The sequence below is a fragment of the Pseudanabaena sp. PCC 9330 genome, assembly GCF_055795045.1.
The window spans coordinates 65,955-91,259 of the sequence record NZ_JAYFES010000102.1 but is presented as its reverse complement, the minus strand read 5'-3'; the positions used below and the strand labels follow the sequence as shown (position 1 = coordinate 91,259).

Annotated in this window: 22 protein-coding genes and 1 pseudogene; 17 read left to right on the top strand and 6 right to left on the bottom strand. The window is 56.7% G+C overall.

Features of this window, described 5'->3' with window-relative positions:
* The first annotated feature begins 50 nt into the window (after nucleotides 1–50).
* From AC0QKW_RS12365 to trpA, 9 genes are all read left to right on the top strand, one after another.
* Nucleotides 51–1,535, top strand: a complete 1,485-nt coding sequence (locus AC0QKW_RS12365) for a TldD/PmbA family protein (RefSeq protein ID WP_473151377.1) — start codon at nucleotides 51–53, stop codon at nucleotides 1,533–1,535.
* Nucleotides 1,536–1,651: 116 nt separating this feature from the next.
* Nucleotides 1,652–1,852, top strand: a complete 201-nt coding sequence (locus tag AC0QKW_RS12360; RefSeq protein ID WP_473151404.1) for a hypothetical protein — start codon at nucleotides 1,652–1,654, stop codon at nucleotides 1,850–1,852.
* Nucleotides 1,852–2,112 (top strand): ParE family toxin-like protein, encoded by a 261-nt coding sequence (locus AC0QKW_RS12355; RefSeq protein WP_473151376.1) that lies wholly within the window; start codon nucleotides 1,852–1,854, stop codon nucleotides 2,110–2,112. The genes AC0QKW_RS12360 and AC0QKW_RS12355 overlap by 1 nt, the downstream gene beginning before the upstream one ends.
* Nucleotides 2,113–2,148: 36 nt before the next feature.
* Complete coding sequence (locus tag AC0QKW_RS12350; protein WP_473151375.1) at nucleotides 2,149–3,492, top strand: TldD/PmbA family protein; 1,344 nt, start codon at nucleotides 2,149–2,151, stop codon at nucleotides 3,490–3,492.
* A complete protein-coding gene (locus tag AC0QKW_RS12345) occupies nucleotides 3,456–4,169 on the top strand; it encodes a pyroglutamyl-peptidase I family protein (protein WP_473151374.1) in 714 nt (237 codons plus the stop codon). Before AC0QKW_RS12350 ends, AC0QKW_RS12345 begins: the two co-directional genes overlap by 37 nt.
* A gap of 4 nt (nucleotides 4,170–4,173) precedes the next feature.
* On the top strand, nucleotides 4,174–4,662 hold the full coding sequence (locus tag AC0QKW_RS12340) for an MOSC domain-containing protein (RefSeq protein ID WP_473151373.1): 489 nt from the start codon (nucleotides 4,174–4,176) through the stop codon (nucleotides 4,660–4,662).
* 113 nt (nucleotides 4,663–4,775) lie between these two features.
* The gene (ndhL, locus tag AC0QKW_RS12335; protein WP_473151372.1) at nucleotides 4,776–5,015 is read left to right on the top strand and encodes an NAD(P)H-quinone oxidoreductase subunit L; all 240 of its coding nucleotides are present in this window, start codon (nucleotides 4,776–4,778) and stop codon (nucleotides 5,013–5,015) included.
* A 6-nt stretch (nucleotides 5,016–5,021) separates the two neighbouring features.
* Nucleotides 5,022–5,339: a DUF3007 family protein gene (locus AC0QKW_RS12330; protein WP_473151371.1), complete on the top strand. Its 318-nt coding sequence runs from the start codon at nucleotides 5,022–5,024 to the stop codon at nucleotides 5,337–5,339.
* Nucleotides 5,340–5,453: 114 nt separating this feature from the next.
* A complete protein-coding gene (gene trpA, locus AC0QKW_RS12325) occupies nucleotides 5,454–6,248 on the top strand; it encodes a tryptophan synthase subunit alpha (protein WP_473151370.1) in 795 nt (264 codons plus the stop codon).
* Here the strand turns inward: trpA and AC0QKW_RS12320 are convergent.
* Nucleotides 6,245–9,625 carry an EAL domain-containing protein gene (locus tag AC0QKW_RS12320; RefSeq protein ID WP_473151369.1) on the bottom strand — a complete coding sequence of 1,127 codons (3,381 nt, stop codon included), beginning with the start codon at nucleotides 9,623–9,625 and terminating at the stop codon, nucleotides 6,245–6,247. The genes trpA and AC0QKW_RS12320 overlap by 4 nt on opposite strands.
* A gap of 415 nt (nucleotides 9,626–10,040) precedes the next feature.
* The gene (locus AC0QKW_RS12315) at nucleotides 10,041–11,957 is read right to left on the bottom strand and encodes a sensor histidine kinase (RefSeq protein WP_473151368.1); all 1,917 of its coding nucleotides are present in this window, start codon (nucleotides 11,955–11,957) and stop codon (nucleotides 10,041–10,043) included.
* Between the two features lie 199 nt (nucleotides 11,958–12,156).
* On the opposite strand from AC0QKW_RS12315, the gene AC0QKW_RS12310 reads away from it, so the two are divergent.
* From AC0QKW_RS12310 to AC0QKW_RS12295, 4 genes are all read left to right on the top strand, one after another.
* Complete coding sequence (locus AC0QKW_RS12310; RefSeq protein ID WP_473151367.1) at nucleotides 12,157–13,020, top strand: circadian clock protein KaiA; 864 nt, start codon at nucleotides 12,157–12,159, stop codon at nucleotides 13,018–13,020.
* Nucleotides 13,021–13,177: 157 nt separating this feature from the next.
* Nucleotides 13,178–13,492, top strand: coding sequence for a circadian clock protein KaiB (gene kaiB, locus AC0QKW_RS12305; protein ID WP_017301921.1), 315 nt, complete (start codon nucleotides 13,178–13,180; stop codon nucleotides 13,490–13,492).
* Between the two features lie 171 nt (nucleotides 13,493–13,663).
* Nucleotides 13,664–15,220: a circadian clock protein KaiC gene (gene kaiC, locus AC0QKW_RS12300; protein WP_473151366.1), complete on the top strand. Its 1,557-nt coding sequence runs from the start codon at nucleotides 13,664–13,666 to the stop codon at nucleotides 15,218–15,220.
* A gap of 108 nt (nucleotides 15,221–15,328) precedes the next feature.
* On the top strand, nucleotides 15,329–15,892 hold the full coding sequence (locus AC0QKW_RS12295) for a dihydrofolate reductase family protein (protein ID WP_473151365.1): 564 nt from the start codon (nucleotides 15,329–15,331) through the stop codon (nucleotides 15,890–15,892).
* Between the two features lie 275 nt (nucleotides 15,893–16,167).
* On the opposite strand, the pseudogene AC0QKW_RS12290 reads toward AC0QKW_RS12295, so the two are convergent.
* Nucleotides 16,168–16,344: pseudogene (locus AC0QKW_RS12290) on the bottom strand (deoxycytidine triphosphate deaminase); the annotation flags it as partial.
* Between the two features lie 635 nt (nucleotides 16,345–16,979).
* Here AC0QKW_RS12290 and AC0QKW_RS12285 point away from each other — a divergent pair.
* Nucleotides 16,980–17,723, top strand: a complete 744-nt coding sequence (locus AC0QKW_RS12285; RefSeq protein ID WP_473151364.1) for a dCTP deaminase domain-containing protein — start codon at nucleotides 16,980–16,982, stop codon at nucleotides 17,721–17,723.
* Between the two features lie 34 nt (nucleotides 17,724–17,757).
* On the opposite strand, the gene dcd is transcribed toward AC0QKW_RS12285, so the two are convergent.
* Nucleotides 17,758–18,339: a dCTP deaminase gene (gene dcd / locus AC0QKW_RS12280; RefSeq protein ID WP_473151403.1), complete on the bottom strand. Its 582-nt coding sequence runs from the start codon at nucleotides 18,337–18,339 to the stop codon at nucleotides 17,758–17,760.
* Nucleotides 18,340–18,564: 225 nt separating this feature from the next.
* A complete protein-coding gene (locus AC0QKW_RS12275; protein WP_473151363.1) occupies nucleotides 18,565–19,119 on the bottom strand; it encodes a P-loop NTPase family protein in 555 nt (184 codons plus the stop codon).
* Nucleotides 19,120–19,412: 293 nt separating this feature from the next.
* Here AC0QKW_RS12275 and rph point away from each other — a divergent pair, with 293 nt between their 5' ends.
* Complete coding sequence (rph, locus tag AC0QKW_RS12270) at nucleotides 19,413–20,129, top strand: ribonuclease PH (protein ID WP_473151362.1); 717 nt, start codon at nucleotides 19,413–19,415, stop codon at nucleotides 20,127–20,129.
* 436 nt (nucleotides 20,130–20,565) lie between these two features.
* The gene (locus tag AC0QKW_RS12265; RefSeq protein ID WP_473151361.1) at nucleotides 20,566–21,330 is read left to right on the top strand and encodes a phycobilisome rod-core linker polypeptide; all 765 of its coding nucleotides are present in this window, start codon (nucleotides 20,566–20,568) and stop codon (nucleotides 21,328–21,330) included.
* Nucleotides 21,331–21,702: 372 nt separating this feature from the next.
* On the opposite strand, the gene tyrS is transcribed toward AC0QKW_RS12265, so the two are convergent.
* Complete coding sequence (gene tyrS / locus AC0QKW_RS12260) at nucleotides 21,703–22,947, bottom strand: tyrosine--tRNA ligase (RefSeq protein ID WP_473151360.1); 1,245 nt, start codon at nucleotides 22,945–22,947, stop codon at nucleotides 21,703–21,705.
* 361 nt (nucleotides 22,948–23,308) lie between these two features.
* Between tyrS and AC0QKW_RS12255 the strand changes: the two genes are divergently transcribed.
* Complete coding sequence (locus AC0QKW_RS12255) at nucleotides 23,309–25,228, top strand: transglycosylase domain-containing protein (protein WP_473151359.1); 1,920 nt, start codon at nucleotides 23,309–23,311, stop codon at nucleotides 25,226–25,228.
* The last annotated feature ends 77 nt before the right edge of the window (nucleotides 25,229–25,305 follow it).

The following is a 25,305-nucleotide window of genomic DNA, read 5'->3' as shown; positions in this document are numbered from 1 at the left end:
TGTGAGAAATTCAATCACCATTCCTCCCACCCCATCAAGGATTCTCTGGTATGACGGTTGCACCCCTGCCGACCCCGCTGCTCAAAACCCATGATCTGCTGCAAAAAGATTACTCAGCGCCGCGCGATCGCTTCGGTTCCGCCTGGGAGGGCATGCTGTCAACCCTGCTGGGCCTGGGTCGTGCTGCTGGGGCCGACTTTGTAGAATTTTTCTTAGAAAAAAATAACTACATCAGCTGCCAGGCCGAAGACGACGCCATCACCAGCCTGTCGCCTCGCCTGGTCACAGGGGCCGGGGTGCGGGTGTTTCTCGGCAAAGCTGACTGCTACGTCAGCACCAACGACCTCACCTTTGACGGTCTCAAGTCTGCCCTCGACAAGGCCCTGGGCATCATGGGTCTGACCCTGCCCGGCCCCCACGCCAACCTGGCCGAAATTAACCTGGAGCTGCTGCGCGACTACGCCACCCTCAAGGGTAAAGATGCCTGGCTGGCCCAGTGCAGCTCTATGCAAGAGATGGGCGACGTGCTGCTGGCCGCTAACGATGCCCTCGCCAAAGAGGCTACCCACGTGCAGTCGCGCCGGGCCGTCTACTTCCGCGATTGGCAAGAGGTGCTGGTGGCCGCCAGCGACGGTACCTTTGCCCGCGACATTCGCCTCACCCAGTCGGTGGGCTACAACCTGCTGTGCGCCGACGGCGAGCACCGTTCCTCGATCGGGCAGCGGGCGGGCGACACCAGCGACCCTGCCTTTCTCCGTGGGTGGGACTACCAAACCGCCGCCGCCGATGTGGCCGAGTCGGCGGGCAAAATGCTCTATGCCGACTACGTCGAGTCGGGTACCTACCCGATCATCATGGCCAACAAGTTTGGCGGAGTGATCTTCCACGAGGCCTGTGGTCACCTGCTCGAAACCACCCAAATTGAACGCGGCACCACCCCCTTCATCGACAAAAAAGGCCAGAAGATCGCCCATGAGAACCTTACCGCCTGGGATGAGGGCCTGTCGCCCGACGCCTTTGGCACCATCGACATGGATGATGAAGGTATGCCCGCCCAGCGCACCCTGCTGATCGAGAATGGCATTCTCAAGAACTTTATTAGCGATCGCGCTGGCTCCATGCGCACCGGCCACCCCCGCACCGGCAGCGGTCGTCGCCAGGGCTTTACCTACGCCGCCGCCAGCCGCATGCGCAACACCTACATTGCCCCCGGCGACTACTCGGTGAATGAGCTATTTGCCTCGGTAGAAAAAGGCATCTACTGCAAGCAGATGGGCGGCGGCAGCGTCGGGGCTACCGGCCAGTTCAACTTCGCTGTCTCCGAAGCCTACCTGATCGAAAACGGCCAGATCACCAAGCCCCTCAAAGGCGCCACCCTAATCGGCGAAGCCACCGAAATCATGGACAAAATCTCTATGTGCTCCAACGACTTGGATCTGGCCGCTGGTTTCTGCGGCTCGATCAGCGGCAGCATCTACGTTACCGTCGGCCAGCCCCACCTCAAGGTGGACTCGATTACTGTCGGCGGACGATAGGCAATGACTAATACTAATTGGGCCGCTAAGGAAACATAATGAGGAGTAGCCATCACCCTACTTCGTGCTAAGCCTGTTTGTTGCAGTATTGACAGCCAGGGATTTCTAACGTGTTGATATCGAATCTTGAACAAATTGAGGCGGCGATCGTTTCGCTGCCATCTAGTGAGTTTGAAATGCTAAGAAACTGGTTTTTTGACCTGGACTACGAGCGTTGGGATCAGCAGTTAGAGCAGGATGTTGCAGGCGGTAAGCTAGACGCCTTGGCTCAAGAGGCGATCGCTGAATTTGCAGCAGGCCACTGCCAAGAGCTTTGATGCACTACGCCTCCCGACGCTTTTGGCAGTGCTACAGCGCCCTCCCCGAAAGCGTACAGCGCACTGCGGATGAATGTTACAAGTTACTCAAATCCGACCCGTCCCATCCCTCTTTGCACTTTAAGAAATTGGGCAAAAATTACTGGTCTGTTCGCGCAGGCTTAAGCCATCGAGCTTTAGGTGTAGAAGTTGAGAACGGTATTTCCTGGTTCTGGATTGGAACCCACGCTGAGTACGACAAGTTAATTAATCGCCTATAGCGATTCCACCTTTTATTCCTCCACCCCTTTACCTCTATGCCCTCCATTCAAGACATCGCTACCTACGCCGAAACTAGCGCCAAGAAACTCGGCATTAGCAAATATGACGTGTACGGATCTTCCGTAGATGAGACCAGCGTGCAGGTCGATAAGGGCGACCCCAAACAGGTCAAGGCCTCGAACCGCTCCAGCGTGATCGTGCGGGTGTGGAACGGCGACGGCAAGGTAGGGGTGACCTCTACCAGCGATGTCGACCCGGTGGGGATGGATCTGGCGCTGCAAACGGCTCAGGAGGCCAGTGCCTTTGGGGTCGATGACAATATTCCTGACTTTAGCCCTGAGGCCGTAGCCCCTACCGCCGATGTGCAGGTAGAAACGGTGCCGCCTGCCCCGGTGGGCGATCTGATTTCGACCCTGGTTGGCCTAGAGGAGCAGCTGCTGGAGGCCCATCCGGCGATCGCGAGTGTGCCTTACAACGGGCTGGCCCAGCGCGCTATTGATCGCTTTTACCTCAACAGCGCTGGGGCTCTGCGTCACGAAGCTCGCTCTTACACGTCAGTGTATCTCTATAGCAAGACCGAGCAGGAAGGCCGCAAGCCGCGATCGGCGGGGGCCATGCGGGTCAACCGGGGCCTGCCCCTGCTAGATCTGGAGGGCTGTCTGAAGGAAGCCGCTGAAAAAACCATCAGCCACCTCGACTACGACAAAGTGGCCACGGGCAAGTATCGGGTGGTGTTCTCGGGTGAGGCGTTTTTGAGCCTGTTGGGGGCGTTCTCGAATATGTACAACGCCCAGAGCATTTTGGATAACCGCAGTCTCTCTACGGCGGATTCCCTGGGTACGGTCGTCGCGTCGCCGCTGCTGTCGGTGTACGACGATGCCCTCCACCCCGAAAACGTCAGCGCTGAGACCTTTGATGATGAAGGCACCCCCACCCGCCGGGTGCCAATTATTGAGCAGGGGGTGCTCACCCACTTTCTCCACAGTGCCGGTACGGCCAAGCGCATGGGGGCTAGCCCCACGGGCCACGCCAGCATTGGCGCAAAGGTGTCGGTCAGCCCCAGCTACTACCACGTGCTGCCGGGGGCCGCAGCCTCCTCAGAGTTCAACCTGGAGAATGCTGAGAATGTGATTTTCATCGACGATCTGCAAGCCCTCCACGCCGGGGTGAACTCATTGCAGGGGTCATTTTCGCTGCCCTTTGACGGCTGGCTGGTGAATGGGGGTAGCCGCACCAGCATCGAGTCGGCTACGGTGGCGGGCGATTTTCGCGATCTGCTGAAGGCGATCGTCCACGTCGAGCCCGAGGTTGAAGTTACCCCCGGCGGCATCTGCCCCCGCGTGTGGGTCGATGCTCTGTCGATCACCGGCGAGGGGTAGAGCCGGTGCTGCTCACCACCTTTGCCCCCTGGCGCGCCCACCAGCGCTCCAACGCCGCCGATGACCTGGTGGCCCATCTCCAAAAGGCTCGCCGCATTCCGGCAGGTACCACGGTGATGCGCCAGATTCCGGTCAGTTTCGAGCTGGCACCGATTCGAGTGTTGGCCAAGGTCGTAGAGCTGCGGCCTGCGGTGGTGGTGTGTTGTGGTATGGCCGAGGGGCGATCGCAGCTGCATCTAGAGCGCTACGGTCGCCAGCAGGGTCAAGTCTTGGCCACAGGGCTACCCTTAGAGGCACTGGTGGCCGACACCCACCTCAGCGGCATTAGCGAAGACGCTGGCACCTACGTGTGCAACCACCTCTACTTCCGCCTGCTGGGGGCGATCGACTGCCATCGCTGGCCCGTGCAGGCGTTGTTTGTGCATATTCCCCCCCTTACCCCTGCCACCCAGCTCCTGCTGGCTGCCGATCTGGCTTTGATGCTCCAGCGACTCAAAGAGATTTCTGGAAGAGAAGATACCAGGTTAAATTCAGCGACTGGAGCCACCCTAGAGAAAACTGTAGCCACCGTAGGGTGGGCACGGCCCACCAGCGAGGAAACTATTTTCCAAAAGTCTTCCCAGCCGTTGAGGGTTCAGGATAGCTGCGCCCCCCGGCTCGCCAGCCAACGAAGATAAAGCTATGCATCACCCTGGACGTATCGTGCAAATTAATCTCTCCGACGGTGGCGTTCCCAAGCTACCCGTTGCCACCGCCGAGGTGACAGCGCTAGGTCTGGTGGGCGATCGCCAGCAAAACCTCAAGTATCACGGTGGCCCCGATCGCGCCCTCTGTCTGTGGTCCCTAGAGGTGATTGAGACCCTTCAGCAGGAAGGACACCCCATTGCCCCCGGCTGCGCTGGCGAAAACCTCACCCTGGCTGGCCTCGACTGGGCGGCCCTGGCCCCAGGGGTGCTGATCTATCTGGGAAATGCGGTGCAGATAGCGGTTGCCGACTACGCTGCCCCCTGCCGCAAAAATATGCGCTGGTTTAGCGATCGCCGCTTTAGCCGCATGGGTCAAAAGCACTACCCCGGCAGCAGCCGACTCTACGCCCGAGTGCTGCAAGGGGGGCTGCTGCAAACCGGCGATCCGGCGGTGGTGCTGCCAGCTGCTTTACAAGCGCCCTAGACCTACTATTATGTGGAGTAGACTAGGCCTGCCTTCAGAATGGCAGGCGTTGTGAAGCGCCCCCGTTATCCCCGTTACCTTAGAGTCATTCCTGCCGTAACCCTTTTACAGCTATGCCCATCGAACTTTCCAATGATCTCTTGCTTGCCCTGGGCGCATACGCTGTGCTGGGCGGTACCTACCTGGTGGTAGTGCCCCTGGCGCTGATTTTCTATGTGCGCCAGCGGTGGTACGTGGCCGGTTCTGTAGAGCGCACCTTACTCTACGGCCTGGTGTTTGCGTTCTTTCCCGGCCTACTGCTGTTCAGCCCATTTTTAAACTTCCGGCCCCAGCCTCGCGATCTCAAGTCATAGGTACCCATGCGACGGATTGACGTGATCGCCATCGGGCTGGGTATTTTTTTGGCCGGGGGCGGTCTGTTTATCGGCTTTCGTCTCTTTGGCCTAGACGGCATTTCTGCCGGTATCTGGAGCCAGGCAGTGATGGTGGGTGGGGTGGTCGCTTGGCTGGCCAGCTATCTGCTGCGGGTGGTGACTCGCAACATGACCCTCAACCAGCAAATGACCGACTACGAGTCAGCCGTGCTGCAAAAGCGGCTCGACGAGCTTAGCCCCGACCAATTGGCAGCTCTACAAGAAAACCTGGCACCCTCCGACGAGCCGCCGGTCACCGACTAGTGAATGCCTGGATTGGAACTGCGACCATAGACGTAGAGACCGGCTTGCCCTAGAGTGCTCTATTGGGCTGGGCGATCGCCTGGCTCTCTTCCCCTGAGTTTTCGGTGTTGTGTCATGGCCTTAGTTTCCGATCGATTTCGTGCCCTGCGGGCCCAGGGGCAGTGCGCCCTGATTCCGTTTATCACCGCTGGCGACCCCGATCTGGCCACCACGGCAGCGGCCCTGCGCGTACTCGACCAAAACGGCGCTGATTTCATCGAGCTCGGAGTGCCCTACTCTGATCCTCTAGCCGACGGGCCGGTGATCCAGGCGGCGGCCACCCGCGCCCTAGCCCAGGGCGTCACCCTCGACGACGTACTGGCGATGGTCAAGGAGGTGCAGCCCGAGCTGCAAGCGCCGCTGATCTTGTTCACCTACTACAACCCCATTCTCAATCGGGGCATTGCTACCTTTATGGCCGACCTGGCAGCGGTGGGGGTAGCTGGCCTGGTGGTGCCCGACCTGCCCCTCGAAGAGGTCGAGGCCTTGCTGACGGCGGCGGCGGCGGCGGCGATCGATGTCACTCTGCTGGTTGCCCCCACGTCACCCCCCGATCGCATTGCGGCGATCGCCGCCCAGGCCCAGGGGTTTGTGTACCTGGTCAGCGTCACCGGGGTGACCGGCATGCGCAGTGAGCTGCAAAGCCGGGTCAAAGACCTGATCGACAGTCTCAAGCAGACCACCGACAAACCCATCGGGGTAGGTTTTGGCGTCTCTGACCCCGACCAGGCCGAGCAGCTCAAGGCTTGGGGAGCCGACGGCGTCATTGTTGGCAGCGCCTTTGTCAAACGCCTAGCGGGCGAAAATTCTCCAGAAGCTCTCCAGGCTATTGGTATATTTTGCCAAAGCCTGAAGGCGGCTCTGGGCTAGAGCCCTGACCCAGCAGCCAGGTGCGCCGCTGCCGCCGCCGCTGGTTGGGGGTAGCCAAACAAATAGCCCTGCATTTTGGTGCAGCCCAGATCTCTCAGGCACTGCTGCTGCTCAATGGTCTCGACCCCTTCGGCCACTGCGCTCAGCGATAGCCCCTGGGCCATGGCAATGATGGCGTTGACCATGGCCTGATCGACGGGGCTGTGGGGCAAGTCTTTGACAAAGGCCCGATCGATCTTGATGGCGTCGAGGGGAAACTGCTTCAGGTGGCTGAGGCAAGAGTAGCCGGTGCCAAAGTCATCCATAGAGATTTTGACGCCCAGCTGGCGCAGTTCTCGAAGCCGGGCGATCGAGGCGGCCATGTCAGCCATGGCTGCCGTTTCAGTGATTTCTAGCTCTAGGCAGGTGACGGGCAGCCCCGTGTCGGCCAGCACCTGCTCAACCATGGCCACCAGGTTGGGGTGCTGGAGCTGCCGGGCCGACAGGTTGACCGCCAGCTTCACCAGAGGCAACCCCGCCCGGTGCCAAGCCATCACCTGACTACAGGACTGGTGCAGTACCCATTCCCCAATGGGCACGATCAGCCCATTTTCTTCTGCTAGAGGAATAAACTGAGCCGGGGCTACCAGGCCCAAGCTGGGGTGCTGCCACCGCAGCAGGGCTTCCATTTGCACCACGGTGCCGCTGGTCACATCGACCTGGGGCTGGTAGTACAAAATAAATTCGTCGCGACCGAGGGCGTGGTGCAGGTAGGTCTCTAGCTTTAGCCGCTGGGCGGCTTCGGTGCTGAGGCTTTGGGTGTAAAACTGAATGGTGTTGCGCCCCTGCTGCTTGGCGCGGTACATGGCGGCATCTGCGTTTTGCAGCAGGGTGGTCATATCTTGGCCATCTTCGGGGAAGAGGGCGATGCCAATGCTGGCCGTGACGTGCAGCTCATGGTTTTGCAGCAAAAAGGGCGGGGTCAGCTGGTCAGCAATGCGCTGGGCAATGTTGGCGGCATCGTCGGCGCTGCCCAGGTTGGGCAAGATCAGGGTAAACTCATCGCCCCCCCAGCGGGCCACAATATCTTCGCTGCGCAGAGCGGCGCTCATGCGCTGGGTCACCTGTTGCAGCAGCAGATCGCCCACGGCGTGACTGAGGGTGTCGTTGATGGTTTTAAAGTTGTCGAGATCGAGAAAGATGACCGCCAGCCGCTGCTGGGTGTGCTGGGTGCGGGCGATCGCCTCGGGCAAATGCTGGTCAAAAAAGGCGCGGTTGGGCAGCCCGGTGAGGGTGTCGTGGTAGACCTGATAGCACATCTGGGCCTCGGTTAGCTGCCGCTGGAGGGCACCCCCGAGACTGGCCGCCACCGCCACCAAGATTGACTCATCGCTGGCGTTCCACTCCCACTCCCGCTGGCAGGCGTCAAAACCAATAAAGCCCCACATGGTGGTGCCAATAAAAATCGGCACCATCAAAATCGCCTGGATGTGGTCTTTCTCTAGCAGCGCCCGTTCTGCCAGAGGCAAATGGCGGGTCAGAGCGCAGATCGATCCGCCCTGTTGAAAGGTGGTATGCCAGCGCTCTAGGCCCAGGTCACTGTACGATTGCCCCTGCCAATGGGGCTGATCGATGGAGGGGGCAATGCCGGGAGCCGTCCATTCATAGCGCATGGTCATGGCCGGGGTGCCGGCGGTGGCATGGGGGTGGTGGGCGTAGACGTAGGCGCGATCGGCGGTGGCGGCCTCGCCTAGGCGGCTCAGCACCTGGGGTAGAGCCTGGTTGATATCAAGGGTGGTCAGCAGGCACTGGCTGGCTTCGGCCACCCCTTGCAACAGGCGATCGCGCCGCAAAATTGCCGCCTCGCCCTGCTTGCGATCGGTAATATTTTCGACAGTGCCCTCATAGCCCATCAGCACCTGGCGATCGCCATAGATGGCCCGAGCTGACTCCGAGATCCAGATTGCACTGCCGTCTTTGCGGTAAACCTCAGACTCAAACCCCAGCACAGCCCCATTCACCTGCATGAGACGAATGAATTCCTGCCGTCGCCCTGGCTGTACGTAGAGCTGTTGGTTGATATCGGTGAGGGTTTCAATCAGCTCCTCCGGGGAGTCGTAGCCGTAGATCTTGGCCAGCATAGGGTTTACCGTCAGGTATTGCCCGGCAGGGGTAGTCTGAAACATGCCCTCGACTGAGTTCTCAAAGATGCTGCGGTATTTGGCCTCAGCCTGCTTCAGAGACAGCTCACTCTGACGGCGCTCTAGGGCCAGGGCCATGTCGGCAGCTACCACTCGCAGCAGGTCAATTTCGGCATCGCTCCAGGGGGTTGGGGCGGTGCAGTTGCTAAACCCCATCACCCCCAAAAACACCCCCTTGACGACCACGGGTAGCAGTAACAGCGCCTTAACGCTACAGGGATCACTGGCCAACAACTGGTGCTGAGAAGCCGAAAACTCGGCTTCAACCAGGTTGATGGTTTGCTGCTGGCTGAGCTGGGCATACCAGTCGGTGAACAGGGGGTGAATAGGCAGGGTCTGAAACTGGGCATGGTTAGCCAAAGCTACTATCCCCGGTGCCGACCATTCGATGCACTGGCTAAATGCCAGAGGGCTGCCGCTGCCAGTTTGAATTTCGTGGCCCTGAATCTCGTAGCCCTGAACCTCGTAGTAATAGACCCGACTGGCTCTGGAGATCTCCCCTAGGGCGGCAAACACCCGGGTGATGGCGACCTCCTGCCATTCCCACCGCCAGGTCAAAAGCTGGCGCTGGATTTCGGCCAGGGTAGCTAGGGTTTGCTCTCGCTGTTTGAGGGTTTGCTGCACCAGGCGCAGGGTAGCCTCCGACTGTTTGAGGGGCGTAATGTCGGTGATAAAGCCCTCAATGCTATCGATCGCACCCGTCGGTGTGAGAAAAGTCGATCCTTTCTCCCACACCCATTTCAGGGTGCCGTCGCGGGTTTGAATGCGATACTCCACCTCGTAGGGCTGACCGCGATCGATCGCCTGCTGAATTGTCGTCAGCACCCGATCTAAGTCCTCAGCATGGGTAATGGCATTGTAGGAAAGAGGCGACTCAGGGCCTAGCAACTCTTCCGGGCGGTAGCCAGTCAGGGCATAGCAGCCCGCACTGAGGTAGCGCATCGACCAACCTGCATCGCCCTCGGCCTGAAAGACAATGCCCGGCATGACGTCGATCAACCGCTGGGGCGCTGTGCAAGGCCTGTCGGGTGGAAAGGCCTCTGGGGGCAAATCTACCGTCGAAACCGACCTAGATTGTCCGTGGCGGTCGAGTAGAGCCAGGGTCAACCAATACAGCAGAGAGGCACTAGCAGAAGGGGGCGAGGCCGGAAGATCAGCAATCAGGGAGCCAGAATAAAGGATCTCAGGGTCTTGCATAGGTATCTGCATGGCATAGCGTCGAAAGTGCCCCACGGCAGTCTCTACCAAATATGCCCAATATTGTGCATTGGCAAGCCTAGAGATGCTGTTTGAGAAACACAATCTCATGGATTTCAGGCCAAAAAGTCTAGGATTAGGACGTTGCTGAACCGACGCATGAATTTGGGTCGGGGCAAACGGCCGTTTGCCCCGACGAGCGCCGTCGGCATTTTTGATTCATACCTGTATCCAGCAATGCCAGGATTAGGGTATAAGTTTGAGCGCCCGTCTTCTCAGGCGACTGAGGTACATCTAATACCGCATCCGAGTCCCATAACCCCAATTCCCAAAAGGCCAAACCATAGGGGCAAACGGTTGTTTGCCCTGCTGAATCGGGGGTCGCCAAGGAGGACTTGGTATAAGGGAGTTATGGTCAGCGCGGCGCGGCGATCGCCGTCAGCAGTTGAGTCACTGCCTGGGGGGCCGGCTGGCTCAGCAGTGCGGGGCAGACCCTCAGGGCTAAACCCAGGGCGATCGCTGCCCCGCTATCTGCCGGTTCTACTAAGGTCACCAGGGGCAGCTGGGCCAGGTCTGAGTAGGTGGTTAAGGCTTGGAGATAGGCCACCGACACGGGCTCTACCCTGTCTAAAATGATGGCCTGGGGCTGCCATACCCGACTCAATAGATTGGCCTGGGTCAAGTCGTCGACCTGGAGCAACCGACAGCGATGGCGCTGGAGCCAGTCTTGCAGTGGCTGGGGGAGGGCACTAGCTGCGGCCTCGGGCGATCGCAGCAGCAGCATGGTCAACCCCTCGGGGGGCAACACTGGCGGCATCGGTGCTTGGCCTCCGGCGCAGAGCCGATCTAGGGTTGGCCGCAGGTTCTGGGCGAGGGTAGGCAGGGCGAGATAGGTGGCCATCGCTGTGGGGCTGAGATCTCCCTCCTCCGTAGCGGTTAAAATTACCGCTTGGTTCTGACGTTCTACCAGCGCTAGCCGAGCGGCCTCCGCCTTGGGCACATCGGGCAGCGATGGCCAATGGATGAGGGTACATCGGGGGTTGAGCCGCAGCTGCATTTCCAGTAGGTGATGACATGAGGGGGCTACCACCAGGCGGTAGGGACTGCTGCGCAGGCTGCCGTAGATGCGATCGATGACGGCTTCACTGGCGCTGGCCACCAGCACCAGCACCGTGCTCAGCATGGGTTCGGTGCCCGGTAGATCTGGCGACAGCGGCAGCAGCAGCGTCAGATGACTGCCCCAGGTCAGCGCACTCAGACAGCTCAATTCACCGCCATGGATCTGGCTCAAGCGCCGGGCCAGGGCTAACCCTAGACCGTCCAGGGACTGGGGCATCTGGGGAGGGCCAGGGAGCGAGGGAGTGACCGGGGTTGAGCCTAAGGGTTGAGCACTCCAAAGGGTGAGGCCCAGCCATGGCCCCCAGGGCTCGACCACCAGACCGCCAGGGCTAGCCCCCTGAGCCACCAGGTAGCCCAAACCATAGTTCAGGCTCTGGCGCAGACGTAGGGGGTCGGCCATCACCGAGGGGTTAGGTGCGGCCAGGTGCAGGGCAAACTGGTCAACCCAGTCGGCACTGGCTTTGACCTCGGGCTGGGCGGCCAGAAAATTGGCTAGCAGACTGTCGGCCAGCGGTTGCAGACTGACTTGCTCCAGGGTGAGGTCGATCTGGCCAGACTCTAAGCGCATCCAGTCGAGCAGCAGATTGACCAGACCGGTGAGCTTGCGAATTGCCTGGCGCATCAGGCTGACGTAGCGAAACTGGCGATCGCTCAACGACCCCACCCGACTGTCGAGCAGCAGCGTCGAGAGGCCTAGCAGGGTAGTGATGGGGGTCTTGAGGGCGTGACTGAGCTCTGCAACCCAAGCCTGTTGGTCACTGGGCGGCCTTTCGGCAGCGGGGTCTGTGGCAGATGAGATGGACAGCCAGCCCAGCAACCGAGTCGGGCTGATCACCCCCAGATACTGACCGTCGGCATCGATCGCCACCAGGGTAGGGGCCGTCATCGACTGGGCGATCGCTCCCAGCTCAGCCATCACCGACGGCTCTAACAGCTGGCTGACCGCCACCGCCACCACCGGCTCTAGCCCAGCCTGACAATCCTTCACCAGGGGCTCCGGGAAAACCGCCGCCAGGCTCCAGGCCGAGTGGGTGGCCCACAGTCGCCCCAGGGCGATCGCCCCAAGGGGCCGACGCTCGTCATCGATCACCACAATGTGGCTCGACGCCACCGCTCCCGGCTGACCTAGAGCTTGGGTCATCTCACCCAGCGATGTGGTCAACCCATAGGCCGGTACAGTCGTCAGCACATAATCGAGGGGCGGCAGCGCCATGGGCTATTTCCCCAGGGTTTTGGTTACAGATTCGAGGGATCGGCGGTACTATGACACCCACCCTTTACAATTGACAATATCTTGAGAACTCCCATAGGGGTAGAAACTCGCCGCCTCAGGTGAGTTTCTACCCCTATCTGGGTGCTAATTTAGTGCCGATCTCAGTGTCGATCAATGTCCTGATCATTTCTATCTCCCCTTGGTTGCCCCTCTTCAGATCTATGTCTTGACCCATGGTGATCAGATCCAGCAAATTCCCGAGTTGGATTTGGATCCAATTCGCTATATTGTTCATCGGGTTGATGGGTTTGATGACGCCCTCAGCTGGCTGCAAAACCGGCCCGACCCACCCGACTGCTTGGTCGTAAGTGATCGGGTGTGGCGGCAGTCTCTGCGATCGGCGCTGGTCCAGCTGAGTTTAGTGCTGCCAGTGGTGGTGCTGATTGGCCCGGCAGAGGCTGATGCGGCGTCACCCAATGCCCTGTCTATGGGTGACGCCGAGGCCTACCCTGGGGCCGTGGTGCACCGCAGCACCGAGGCCTTACCCCAGATTGATCGGGTGATTCAGAGCGCCATTCAAGAGTTTTTGCGGCTGCCTAGCCCAGTGGCACCGTCGTCTGGCCCAGGCACACCCTGCGGCGACAGTCTGACGACCCAGCAGCACCGCCTTACCGAAAGACTCAAGGCCCGTCTCGGCTACCTGGGGGTTTATTACAAACGCAATGCCAACGCCTTTTTACGCCACATGAGCGCCCATGACCGAGATACTTTTCTCGACCAGCTCAAGGCCAACTACCGTCTGATTGTTTTGGGGTATTTTGCCAAAAATTCTAAAATTAACCTAAACCAGCTTATTGATGACTTGGTCGATCAGGCTTTTATGGCCGATATCTCGGTGGCTCAGATTGTCGAAATTCACATGGAGTTGATGGATAGTTTCGCAAAACAACTCAAGATCGAAGGCCGGAGCGAAGAGATTTTACTCGACTACCGCCTGACGCTAATCGACGTAATTGCCCACCTGTGCGAAATGTATCGGCGATCGGTTCCCCGCGAGCTCTAGGAAAGCTTTTGCAGCATTTCATCTACCTCATCCCAGTCCAGCAGTAGAGTTTTGCCCAGGAAGACTACAGATCCTGTGCTGGACTTGCTATAAAACGCAAATAAAACGAAAAACTTCCCGATACAATCAACTTTGTCCCTGTCACCGAGAGGGTTCTATGAGCTCCGTCAAAAAGACCTATATCCTTAAACTCTATGTCGCGGGCAACACTCCCAACTCCATTCGAGCCCTAAAGACCCTCAACAATATTTTGGAAGAAGAGTTTCAGGGAGTGTACGCCCTCAAGGTGATCGACGTGCTCAAAAATCCGCAGCTGGCGGAGGAGGACAAGATCTTAGCTACCCCCACCCTGGCCAAAATTTTGCCGCCGCCGGTGCGGAAAATCATTGGCGATCTGTCTGACCGGGAGCGGGTGCTGATTGGCCTTGATCTGCTCTACGACGAGCTGCGGGAAGACGACATCTACGGCTAAAAGCCTGTGCTCTTTAACTCCTAGAGCCGCCTGCGCCGCCACCCCTTATCAGAATAGAGTTGGCCCAGCCAAAGTCTGGTAGGTTAACCGGTTCGGGGTATGCTTGATCCTCAGAATGTTTTGTAATTTATCAATGGCGGCGGCTCTGCCCGATCACCATAATCATTTCCCATGACAGACTCTGATCAAACCGATTTGCAGCTCTCTCACCACCCTGTGGGCGTGCGAAAGATTCGCACTATGATCGAGGGCCTCGACGACATCAGCCACGGTGGTATTCCGGCGGGGCGATCGACCCTGGTCAGCGGCACCTCTGGCACCGGCAAAACGCTGTTCGCCGTGCAGTTTATCTACAACGGCATCACCGAGTTCGACGAACCCGGCGTGTTTGTCACCTTTGAGGAATCGCCCGAGGACATCATCCAAAACGCCTACAGCTTTGGCTGGGATTTGCAGAGCCTGGTAGACGAGGGCAAGCTATTCATTCTCGACGCCTCCCCCGATCCCGAAGGGCAGGACGTGGTGGGCAATTTTGACCTGTCGGCCCTAATCGAGCGCATTCAGTACGCCATCCGCAAGTACAAGGCGCGGCGGGTGTCGATCGACTCGGTGACGGCGGTGTTCCAGCAGTACGACGCGGCCTCGGTAGTGCGCCGCGAGATCTTTCGCCTGACGGCCCGGCTAAAGTTGATGGGGGTCACCACCATCATGACCACCGAGCGTCTGGATGAGTATGGCCCTGTGGCCCGCTTTGGGGTCGAAGAATTTGTCTCCGACAACGTGATCATCGTCCGCAACGCCCTGGAGGGGGAGCGCCGCCGCCGCACCATCGAAATTCTCAAGCTGCGGGGCACCACCCACATGAAGGGCGAGTACCCGTTCACCATCACCAACGACGGCATCAATATCTTCCCGCTGGGGGCGATGCAGCTCACCCAGCGATCGTCCAATGCGCGGGTGTCGTCTGGAGTGCCCACCCTTGACGAAATGTGCGGCGGCGGCTTCTTCAAAGATTCGATCATTCTCGCTACCGGGGCGACGGGCACGGGCAAAACCCTGCTGGTCAGCAAGTTTTTGGTAGACGGCTGCAAGAGCGGCGAGCGGGCGATCTTATTCGCCTATGAAGAGTCGCGGGCGCAGCTTTCCCGCAACGCCTACTCTTGGGGGGTCGATTTTGAGGCCATGGAGGAGCAGGGGCTGCTGAAGATTATCTGCGCCTACCCCGAATCGGCAGGCCTGGAGGATCACCTGCAAATCATTAAAACCGAGATCTCGCAGTTTAAGCCCTCGCGGGTGGCGATCGACTCGCTGTCAGCCCTCGATCGCGGCGTCAGCAACAACTCCTTCCGGCAGTTTGTGATTGGGGTGACGGGCTTTGCTAAGCAGGAAGAGATCACCGGCTTTTTCACCAACACCACCGAGCAGTTTATGGGGTTGCACTCCATTACCGAGTCGCATATTTCGACCATTACCGACACGATTTTGATGCTGCAATACGTGGAAGTGCGGGGCGAGCTGTCGCGCGCCATCAACGTGTTTAAGATGCGCGGCTCGTGGCACGACAAGGGCATTCGCGAGTACACCATCAACAGCAACGGGCCCGATATTAAAGACTCGTTTCGCAACCTGGAGCGGATCATTAGCGGCTCGCCCACCCGCATCTCGGTGGATGAAAAGAGCGAGCTATCGCGCATTATTCAAGGGGTACAGGGTGACTCAGAGCTGTAGGGCGATCGCCCTCAACGTAGCCATAGCCTAGCTCTCAGCTATGCCAGGCGTAGCCTAGAGACTTTGGTATTCTGACTGCTATGACCATGGGTGAGTAAACCTAGCTGTATGGCCACAATTTTTTACACCGCTACCAGTCTGGATGGCTACATTGCTGACCAGAACAATGCTCTCGACTGGCTGTTTCAGTTTGGCGAGCTAGAGCCCAATACCTTCGACGATTTTTTGGCCGGCGTGGGGGCGATCGCCATGGGCTCTACCACCTACCAGTGGATCTACGACCACCAGATTGCCCCAGCGTCGGGCGATCCTCAGCCTTGGCCATACCAAGTGCCCGCCTGGGTGTTTACCTCGCGCCAGCTTCCCCTGATTGTCGATGCCGATGTGCGCTTTGTCAGCGGAGATGTGCGGCCAGCGCACCGGGAAATGGCGATCGCCGCAGGCACCAAACATCTCTGGGTGGTGGGTGGCGGCGACCTGGCCGGTCAGTTTTACGACGCTGGATTGCTAGACGAAATGGTGTTGCAGGTGGCCTCGGTCACCCTGGGGGGCGGTGCCTCGCTGTTTCCTCGCCGCATAGACCCGCCCCTGCAACTGCTGGCAGCCAAGACCTATGGCCAAGATTTTGTAGAGCTGCACTACAAGGTATTGCCGCCTGCGCCAGTCTCCTAGCGGAAAGCCTGATACCAAATCCGAGTCACATAACCCCGATTCCCAAAAGACCAAATCGTAGGGGCAAACGGTTGTTTGCCCTTTGCTGGCAGCCAAGACCTACGGCCAAGATTTTGTAGAGCTGCACTACAAGGTGTTGCCGCCTGCGCTAGCCTCCTAGCGGAAAGCCTGATACCAAATCCGAGTCACATAACCCCGATTCCCAAAAGACCAAATCGTAGGGGCAAACGGTTGTTTGCCCTTCTGAATCGGGGGCATACAAAGAGGAATTGGTATTAAACCCGCGCTAAGGTGACTTGCTCAGACTGATCTTGATATTTTCCCCGTCGAGTATCGTAGCTGACCTCACAGGGCTCGCCTTCAAAGAAGATGAGTTGCACTACGCCCTCATTGGCATACATACGGCAGTCGGCACTGGACGAATTAGAAAACTCAAGCGTCAGGTGGCCGCGCTCTGGTTGACGGACAAAACTTGGATTGCTAACCTCTGAAATGCTTGCCAGCCAAAGGTTTGAGGCAAAACAGAGCCACAACCCTTATTTGAGCGCCTTAAACCCTTGCTGTAAAGTGCTTTGAACAATATTCAGACAAGCTTTTGTTAGTCAACCAGGGCCGTGCTACCCGGCTTCAGCTAAGGGCCGATTAGTGGAGGAACCTAATTAAACGTAACCCTGAGCCTCTAGAAGCCTTGTTACACCGCGATCGGAATGTTGATTAATTTAGGCTATCTACTCACCGATAACGCCAGAACGATAACTGGACAACTACTATTGTACAAATGAATTTCCTGGATCCAGTAATAGAATGTTTATTTGTACTAATACTGGCACCAACCCTCACAGACAACCCAACCCGTCAAGGCTAATAAAGAACTTAATATTCCAGAAAAGCCAGGGAATATTACACTATGCCAAGAGAAAGTTCCATATAATTGCCTAAACGGAAAGTTACAAGAGCATGGTTCATTTTCTATAGCGGCTCCTGGACGGGTGAGGTGTACCTCAATTTGGGAAGCTATTGAAATGAATAGGCTTGAGCAACTGACCTGTACTTCATGCGAGTGAGTCTCGCTATATTGTATTTACTCATGACAGTTATCCCATTTTTAATAGATTGTGCCAATAAAACAATAGTAGAAACCCGAGAAGAGTTCGAGTCCTCAGGGGGACTTGAAGGAGATGTCATACTTATTAAAAACTTGGATAGAAGTCAAGTTGAGGCAGATAAGGTTATTGAAAAAAAATCCAGTAACGCTAGCTATGACTTAAGAGTTGGTGGTGAATATAGAGATCATAGAGAGCTTGGGAAAACTGATCTACTTGACGATGGTATTTTATACCTTTCTCCGGGAGCAGCGGTAATAATAGAGACGTATGAGGAAGTCCAGTTTCCTCGATCTCGATTTGGCCATATTGTACCTAAAGTCAAGTTGCTAATGGAAGGTATTTCTAATACGTCTTCTAAGGTAGATCCTGGTTTTGATGGGCGACTCCTCATAACGGTTTTTAACTTGGGGACCAAAAAAATTTCCCTAAAAAAGAAGGATCCGTTTTGTACACTTTATATACTAGACATCAAAAAAGAAGGTGTTATACCTAGAGGGAAAGATAGGCCAAGAATGCCAGGCTCTAGAGGGGGAGGCTTTTTCAGGAAATTGGCAGATTTTGTGGAAGCCAATAATTCTACGCTTTCAAGCCTGAATATCCTTGCAACCATTATTTTGACTTTAGTAACAGTGATGCTTCTTGTTGAACAATTTAATCAGGCGGAAGCTATGAAAAATTTAAACGACAAGGATGAACTCCCCCCAAGGCAGTCAGAATCTCTCTGAGATTGTTATTTATCTGGGTCAGAGTCGAAGAAGCTTAAACCTTGGCAAGAGTAACAGATTGAGGTTGATTTTGATACTTTCCAAAACGATCTGCGTAAGTTGTCTGACAAGGTTCACCCTCCAAAAATAGTAATTGGAGAACTCCTTCATTTGCATAGATGCGACAGTCAGCACTTGACGCGTTGCTAAATTCAAGAGTTAAGTAGCCTTCCCAAGATGCTTCAGCCGGAGTAATATTGGCAATAATTCCACAACGAGCCATCGTGGATTTTCCAATACAAATAACTGTAATATTAGATGGTATTCTGAGGCGCTCAAATGACACACCAAGGGCATAAGAGTTGGCAGGAATAATAAAGAAAGAACCATCCTCGTCTGCCTGTAGCGGAACTGATTCTAAATTGTCAGGATTAAATCTTTTGGGATTTACAACTGTTCCAGGTATGTGCCTAAAAACTCTAAAGTCTTCTGGTGCTAGCCTTAAATCATATCCATAGCTAGATAAGCCATAGCTAATAACCTTTCTTTGCTCAACATGACGAACCAACTCTGGCTCGAAAGGCTCAATCATTCCCTTTTGAGCTTGTTCAAGAATCCACTTATCATTTTTGAGCATCATCTAGCTCCTAATCTCCAGAAGAGTATTGAAGCTTTAAGAATACAACACCAAGTCTATCGATGTCTCCTCATCTATGGACGTCTCCCTATCGAAAGAGAGTCACTATCGTCGTAAATAACACCTGTACAAGCGTCAGGATAGTTTTTCCAAACATCTGATGGTGTAAATAGGCTTTAGGTGGCCTTTATCTTTCTCGCTGGCCAAGTCACATGAGGTTTGCAGCTAGGGCAAAAAATTACGGCGAAACTCGGTCACCTGATCTGCCGCCATTAGCAGGGCATCGGGCATGTCGGGGCCAGTGAGAATAACATCGACCTGGGGCGGACGCTGGTTGAGGAAATCGACTACATCTTGAGTAGGAATCAACCCATAGCTGACAGCTAGACTGAGCTCGTCAAGCACCACTAGCCCGTAGCGGCCCCGAGAAATTACTGCTTTGGTGTGTACCCAAAGGTCTTTAACTGCCTGCTGTTCGTCAGGGCTAATGGCCTCGGGGCCATGGATACAGTGAGGCATGGCGCAGCGCACCCAATCTAGGTTTTGGCCTAGCTGCATAGGCTGCTCTGGCCCCTGATGGATGCCTCCCTTGAGAAACTGCACCACCAGCACCGCTTTGCCCTGATCGGCGATCCGCAGTGCCTGAACCATAACATTGGTAAAAAAACCTCGGTGTACCGCAGTGAAAACCTGTACCGTACCCTCTACGGTCTGCAGGAGTGGGTGGCGAACAATGGAGGCCGGTGGCGCAAGAACAACGGGCTTTAGCTGAGAGACCATGGAGAGACACGAAAGGGGCAGTTGGCAGCGATCGCCTTCGACAGCAGCAAGGTCAAGAGCAGCATATAGCAACTCCATAGCCTAGGGCAAACTCGATAGCTGGGCTAAATATAGCGTAAATTTTTCTTGATTCCTGAAGCATCACTCTAGATGTGCCTATAGTACGCCTGCATTATGGCGATTGGACTCATCTATGGTTTAGGGTGCGATCGCACAATCTACAGACAAGGCGAAAACCCTGGGCGATGCCCGTGGCCTACTGTATTCTTAGGAAGACATTTTGGGCAGCTTTTATGGTTTGGCAACGTCCAGACGGTCGACAACCTGATCAACTACGGCCTGTCACCTTTGAGCGCCGGTTTACAAAATTTGCGGCGGGGTCGGTGCTGACCCGCTGTGGCCATACGCAGGTGCTATGTACGGTCTCTATTGAAGAAGGGGTGCCTCGGTTTTTGCAGGGCACTGGCCGTGGCTGGCTGACAGCAGAATACCGAATGCTGCCGGGGGCAACTCCCCAGCGCCAGCCGAGGGAACTTATGAAGCTATCGGGTCGCACCCAGGAGATTCAGCGTTTGATTGGGCGGAGCCTGCGAGCGACCTTAGACTTTGAGCTTTTAGGTGAGCGCACGCTACAGGTAGATGCCGACGTCTTGCAGGCAGATGCGGGCACTCGCACCGCTGCCATTACCGGTGGGTATGTGGCGCTTAAGGATGCGGTCAGCGATTTAATCGATCGCGGGTTGCTAGCGCGATCGCCCCTGGTGAGCAGTGTTGCCGCAGTCTCTGTTGGGTTGATCGACAACGATACATTTTTAGATTTGCAGTACGAAGAAGATGTAGCAGCCAGCGTAGACTTTAACGTTGTGCTCAACGAGAGCCTCAAGATCATCGAGGTGCAGGGTACCGCTGAAGAAGGCAGCTTTAGCCGTCAGCAAATGAACGACATTCTAGACATGGGGGAGTTAGGCGTAAAACAGCTGCTCGCGATTCAGCAAGAGGCTTTCCTGTAGGGCAGGGGCTCAGAGCCAGGCACTGGTGTCAAAGGCTGAAATGCTCAGCCCTTGACAGACTTGAGAGTATCCCAACTTAAAAAACCATCCCTAGCCAGAGCGCGGCTCGCTAGACCGCTTGTAGCAAGATTCTGAATAGGTATTTAGGAGGAATGCTCTAACCGGGCCTGAGTCTGACCCCGAATCTGAATTCCAGACCTCCGATCCCCAACCGGCAAGCCTGTAGGGCGCACAGCGGTGCGCCCTGCCGCATCGGGGGTAGGTGAGCAGGATTGAGTCTGACTAACGCCAGGAAGGCTGATTGTTACAGCCTGTAGCGACAACGCTCTGATCTTTATTAAGAAAAACATCGAAACCGTCGACTGAAATTGACCTTTGGGCAGCCTGAAACTAAGCCCTAGGCCGAGATGTGTTTTCTCTTTCAGGAAGGTTTGTCATGACACCTATAAGTGAGTTTTCGGTGAAAGAAATCACGGTTAGCCGGCAGTCTCCGGGAGAAGAAAGACAGGCGGCCCTATATCAAATCTATGCCCAGGTTTTAGAGCGTCAGCCCTACGGATTTGAGCGTAAGCAGTTAGCCAAAATTGAAACCGAGTTTCTACGGAATAAAATTGGCGTCAAGCGCTTTTTGCGTGAGTTAGGCCACTCGGAAGTGTATTTAAATGAGTTTTACTACAATTCTTCTAACCCAAAATTTATTGAGCTGTGCTTTAAGCACTTCATGGGTCGTGCCCCGATGGATCAAGCGGAAATGCACGTCTACTGCGACATTTTGATGCGCAATGGGGTGAAGGCCATGATCACAGCTCTGCTAGATTCGGAAGAATACATCAAGCACTTTGGTTGCTTCACAGTGCCCCATGCCTGGGCCGAAGATAGCTATCCCTCACCTAGAACCTTTTGGGAAACTGACGTACTGCTACACGAGCTGCATGGGCGACGGGGCTGGATTGTACCTACGATGATTTGGCACGACCTGCAAATGAACTGTGACGGGGGCAGTTGCAGTCTGCCTGGGGTTGCCTCAGCCTCGCCTCAGGCCGAGCCATCCCGGTCGGAAACGACGTCTAACTCTGGGTTAGAGGCGCTGCATCAGGTCTTGAGCACCATGGGACCCCAAGATTTAGAAAAATTTGCTGCCACCCTGTCGGCCTCTGAGCGCGACAAACTGCGCCACCTGCTGATGCAGCCCACCCACTAGCCATACCGATAACTTGGAATCAAAGCCAGCTCGGGGGCTATAGCTTGGCCCCAAGCAGGACTCCATTTCTGGACTTGGATGAAGTTCATCTGAGGCAACCTCAGTTCGGGATAATGCCGTCCCCTCCTGCGGAGGGGTGCCCGAAGGGCGGGGTGGGTCAAGTCTATGGCAAAGTACGAGTCTCGTGATGCGGTCAGCTACCTATCGGGCACAGACTAACCCACCCCTACCCCTCCCGGTCGGGGACAGCTAGCTTGCTTTTGCAGAAACTGTCTTAACTCGAAACCTGTCTTAACCCCAACTCAGGGTGAGGCAAGCGACCGCCCAGATCGAAAATTGTGAGCTTTGCCAAAGTCGTCTGACGCTCGTAGTTTAAGGCACCAGGCGCACAAACTTCTTCTTGCCCACCTGGACTATATTGCCAATTAGTTCTGCGGGGCTAGTGAACTCTTGGTTGGGGTCGATGACCTTTTCGCCGTCGAGTTTGACCGCGCCTCCCTGAATTTGGCGGCGGGCTTCGCTGCTGCTGGCGCAGAGATTGGTGGCCCCCACCAGGTAAAACAGCTTGGCGGGAAAGTTAACTCCGGTCAGGGAAAACTCTGGTACGCCATCGGCCGGGTCGCCGGTACCCTGCACTAGGCTGATGGCGGCCTGCTGCGCCTGAAGGGCGGCGGCTTCACCGTGAAACTGGCGGGTAACCTCTAGGGCTAGAAGTTTTTGGCGATCGCGCGGGTTGTCGGGCAGGCTGTCTAGGTCGATCGCGGTGAGCAGCTCAAAGTAGTCACCGATGAGTGCATCGGGCACTTTTTCGAGCTTGGAGTACATGCTCAAGGGGTCTTCTTGCAGCCCTACGTAGTTGTTGAGGGATTTCGACATTTTTTGGCTGCCATCGGTGCCCAGCAGCAGCGGCAGCAGCAGGCCAAACTGCGGGGTGAGACCAAAATGGCGCTGTAGATCGCGGCCTACGGCGATATTAAACTTTTGGTCGGTACCGCCCAGCTCTACGTCTGACTGCACGGCCACCGAGTCATAGCCCTGCATCAGGGGGTAGAGAAACTCGTGGAGAAAGACCGGGTCGCCCTTGCCGTAGCGCTCAGAAAAGCCTTCCTTGGCCAGCATCTGCCCCACGGTCATGGTGCTGAGCAGCTCGAGGGTTTTACCCAGGTCAAGGCTCGACAGCCATTCCGAGTTGTAGCGCACCTCCAGTCGCCCTGGGGTGTCAAAGTCGAGAATAGGACGCACCTGATCGAGGTAAGTTTCGGCGTTGGCTTTGACGTCGGCCTCGGTGAGCTGGCGGCGCACCTCTGACTTGCCGGTGGGGTCGCCAATGCGGGCGGTAAAGTCGCCAATGATCAGCACGGCGGTGTGGCCCGCATCTTGAAAGGCCCGCAGCTTGCGCACCGGAATGCTGTGGCCCAGGTGAATTTCGCTGCCGGTGGGGTCGATGCCGAGCTTGATGCGCAGGGGGCGATCGCTGTGCAACAGCCGCTGTGCCAGATTTTGGGACGGGTCGCTAGACTCAGGCTGGTGAGGGAAGACCTCGCTAGTGCCCCGGTAGATGCGGTCAAACTGACCCTCAAATTGGCGGGCGGAAGTGGATGAATTGGCCTGGGTCATAGCGGGTATGGACTAGGGACTGTGGAAAACAAGACGTCAGTGTAAAACTTTGCCGTCAGGGGCTCTTAGCTTCTCCTTACAACTCTCTGCAAGGCTAGGATTAGCCCATATGCGATCGCTTTGCGGGTCATCTACGGTGAGTTTGAAGGCAATGATCTCAGCTCGTAAAGCTCTCCCTGGGCCACGGGTCGTCTAGTTTTGCGGCAGATGAGGCACGATCACTGGGCTCACTTATCTAGACGGTCATTATAATGGCCTAACTGCCTCTCAATTGTGGGAGCCGGTCTGTAAAGAGTGCCGTTCTCAGCGGCTCTACATATTCTCATTACAAAGTCGTTTCTAGCAGTCTGTAGTAGCCAACGTGTCAACTAACACCTTTCGCCACACTAGCCGCTCTCGGCCTCGGCCCCTACGCCGAGGCCCCAATGTCTTGAAATATGTTCAGGACGTGGGCCAGGTGACTGCCGCGACGCTGCTGGGCACCACGATGATTGTTAGCTCGGTGATGGCGGGGGGGCTGGTGGGTCTAGCCATTAGCTTTCGCAACCTGCCCGATGTGCGGGTACTGCGCAACTACGTGCCCAGCGAGACCAGCTACATCTACGATATCAACGGCACCCTGCTCTTCAGCCTGCACGACGAGGCCAACCGAGAGGTCGTCGACACCACCGAAATCTCTCCCCACCTGAAGCGGGCTGTGCTGGCGGTAGAAGACAGCTATTTTTATTCCCACAACGGCATTAACCCCAGCAGCGTAGGTCGGGCTCTGCTGGCCAACGCCGAGGCTGGGTCAACCGTGGAGGGCGGCTCAACCATCACCATGCAGCTGGTGAAAAATTTATTTTTGACTCCAGAACGAGCCATCAGCCGCAAGGTAGCGGAGGCGGTGCTGGCCCTGCGCCTAGAGCAAATCTTCAGCAAAGACGAAATTCTGGAGATGTATCTCAACCAGGTGTACTGGGGGCACAACAACTACGGGGTAGAGACGGCGGCCCAGAGCTACTTTAATAAGTCAGCCAAAGACCTCAACCTGCCTGAGGCGGCGATGATGGCCGGGTTAATTCAAGCGCCCGAGAACTACAGCCCCTTCCACAACTATCAGTTCACCAAACAGCGGCAGGCGGTGGTGCTAAATCGCATGCGCCAGCTGGGCTGGATCACCCCTGAAGAAGAGGTGGTCGCTCGTGATGCCCCGCTGTTGGTCGGTGAGATCAAATCATTTCGTAGCAGTATTTCACCCTATGTGACCGAGGCCGCCGTGCAGGAGCTAAAGCAGCGCTTTGGCAACGAGGCGGTGGTCAAGGGCGGCATGCGAGTACAGACCACCGTTGACCTGGCCATACAGAATATGGCCCAGGAAACTGTCCAGCGGCACAATGCTCGCATTCGCAACATCGCCGACCAGATGGCGCTGGTGGCGATCGACCCCCGTACTCACTTTGTCAAGGCCATGGTGGGCGGCGTGGATTACCAGCAGAGCCAGTTTAACCGGGCAATTCAGGCCTATCGGCAGCCGGGGTCAGCCTTTAAGCCCTTTGTGTACTACGCGGCCTTTGCCACCGGGCGCTACACCCCGGCTAGCTCCATTGCCGATACCCCCGTCAGCTATCCCGACGGCTACCGCTACTACAGCCCCAGAAACTATGACGGCGGCTTTATGGGCAATATTCCCATTCGCACGGCGCTGGAGACGTCGCGCAATGTGCCCGCCGTGAAGCTGGGCCAGGCGGTGGGAGTTAACCAGATCATCGAGCTGTGCCGCACCCTGGGCATCAACAGCCCCATGCAGCCGGTGACGTCTTTGCCCCTGGGGGCTGTAGACCTGACACCGATGGAAATGGCTGGAGCCTACGCCACCTTTGCCAGCAACGGCTGGCACTCGGAGCCGACCTTTATTGTGCAGGTGACTGACAGCAGCGGCAACGTGCTGCTCGACAATACTCCTAAACCGCAGCTGGTGCTCGACCCTTGGGCCGCAGCCTCGCTCACCGATGTGCTGCAGGGGGTAATTGCCCGGGGCACGGGGACAGCCGCTCAGATCGGGCGGCCGGCGGCGGGCAAAACGGGCACTACTGACTCTCAGCGGGATGTGTGGTTTGTGGGCTATGTGCCCCAGCTGTCGACCGCTGTATGGATCGGCAACGACAACTACACGCCGATGCGAGCGGGGGCTACCGGCGGCACCTACGCCGCTCCGGTGTGGAAAGACTTCATGCAGCAGGCATTGGTGAACGTACCTGTGGAAAATTTCCGTCGCCCCTCGGACTTTGTGCAGCCCTAGGGCGGGTCATCAATTACAACCAAAACCCTTGTGGGATAAGCCCTGCCCCGCCCACCCCAGACAACAGGCTGTAACGT

What these genes read in the sequence shown, in the direction of transcription:
- AC0QKW_RS12365 (WP_473151377.1), top strand. Translation starts at nt 51, where the DNA reads ATGACGGTTGCACCCCTGCCGACCCCGCTGCTCAAAACCCATGATCTG.
- AC0QKW_RS12355 (WP_473151376.1), top strand. Translation starts at nt 1,852, where the DNA reads ATGCACTACGCCTCCCGACGCTTTTGGCAGTGCTACAGCGCCCTCCCC.
- rph (WP_473151362.1), top strand. Translation starts at nt 19,413, where the DNA reads ATGGTTTGGCAACGTCCAGACGGTCGACAACCTGATCAACTACGGCCT.
- AC0QKW_RS12315 (WP_473151368.1), bottom strand. Translation starts at nt 11,957, where the DNA reads ATGGCGCTGCCGCCCCTCGATTATGTGCTGACGACTGTACCGGCCTAT.
- kaiC (WP_473151366.1), top strand. Translation starts at nt 13,664, where the DNA reads ATGACAGACTCTGATCAAACCGATTTGCAGCTCTCTCACCACCCTGTG.
- AC0QKW_RS12265 (WP_473151361.1), top strand. Translation starts at nt 20,566, where the DNA reads ATGACACCTATAAGTGAGTTTTCGGTGAAAGAAATCACGGTTAGCCGG.
- AC0QKW_RS12350 (WP_473151375.1), top strand. Translation starts at nt 2,149, where the DNA reads ATGCCCTCCATTCAAGACATCGCTACCTACGCCGAAACTAGCGCCAAG.
- AC0QKW_RS12340 (WP_473151373.1), top strand. Translation starts at nt 4,174, where the DNA reads ATGCATCACCCTGGACGTATCGTGCAAATTAATCTCTCCGACGGTGGC.
- AC0QKW_RS12275 (WP_473151363.1), bottom strand. Translation starts at nt 19,119, where the DNA reads ATGGTCTCTCAGCTAAAGCCCGTTGTTCTTGCGCCACCGGCCTCCATT.
- AC0QKW_RS12330 (WP_473151371.1), top strand. Translation starts at nt 5,022, where the DNA reads ATGCGACGGATTGACGTGATCGCCATCGGGCTGGGTATTTTTTTGGCC.
- kaiB (WP_017301921.1), top strand. Translation starts at nt 13,178, where the DNA reads ATGAGCTCCGTCAAAAAGACCTATATCCTTAAACTCTATGTCGCGGGC.
- AC0QKW_RS12320 (WP_473151369.1), bottom strand. Translation starts at nt 9,625, where the DNA reads ATGCAAGACCCTGAGATCCTTTATTCTGGCTCCCTGATTGCTGATCTT.
- ndhL (WP_473151372.1), top strand. Translation starts at nt 4,776, where the DNA reads ATGCCCATCGAACTTTCCAATGATCTCTTGCTTGCCCTGGGCGCATAC.
- AC0QKW_RS12285 (WP_473151364.1), top strand. Translation starts at nt 16,980, where the DNA reads ATGACAGTTATCCCATTTTTAATAGATTGTGCCAATAAAACAATAGTA.
- trpA (WP_473151370.1), top strand. Translation starts at nt 5,454, where the DNA reads ATGGCCTTAGTTTCCGATCGATTTCGTGCCCTGCGGGCCCAGGGGCAG.
- tyrS (WP_473151360.1), bottom strand. Translation starts at nt 22,947, where the DNA reads ATGACCCAGGCCAATTCATCCACTTCCGCCCGCCAATTTGAGGGTCAG.
- AC0QKW_RS12295 (WP_473151365.1), top strand. Translation starts at nt 15,329, where the DNA reads ATGGCCACAATTTTTTACACCGCTACCAGTCTGGATGGCTACATTGCT.
- dcd (WP_473151403.1), bottom strand. Translation starts at nt 18,339, where the DNA reads ATGCTCAAAAATGATAAGTGGATTCTTGAACAAGCTCAAAAGGGAATG.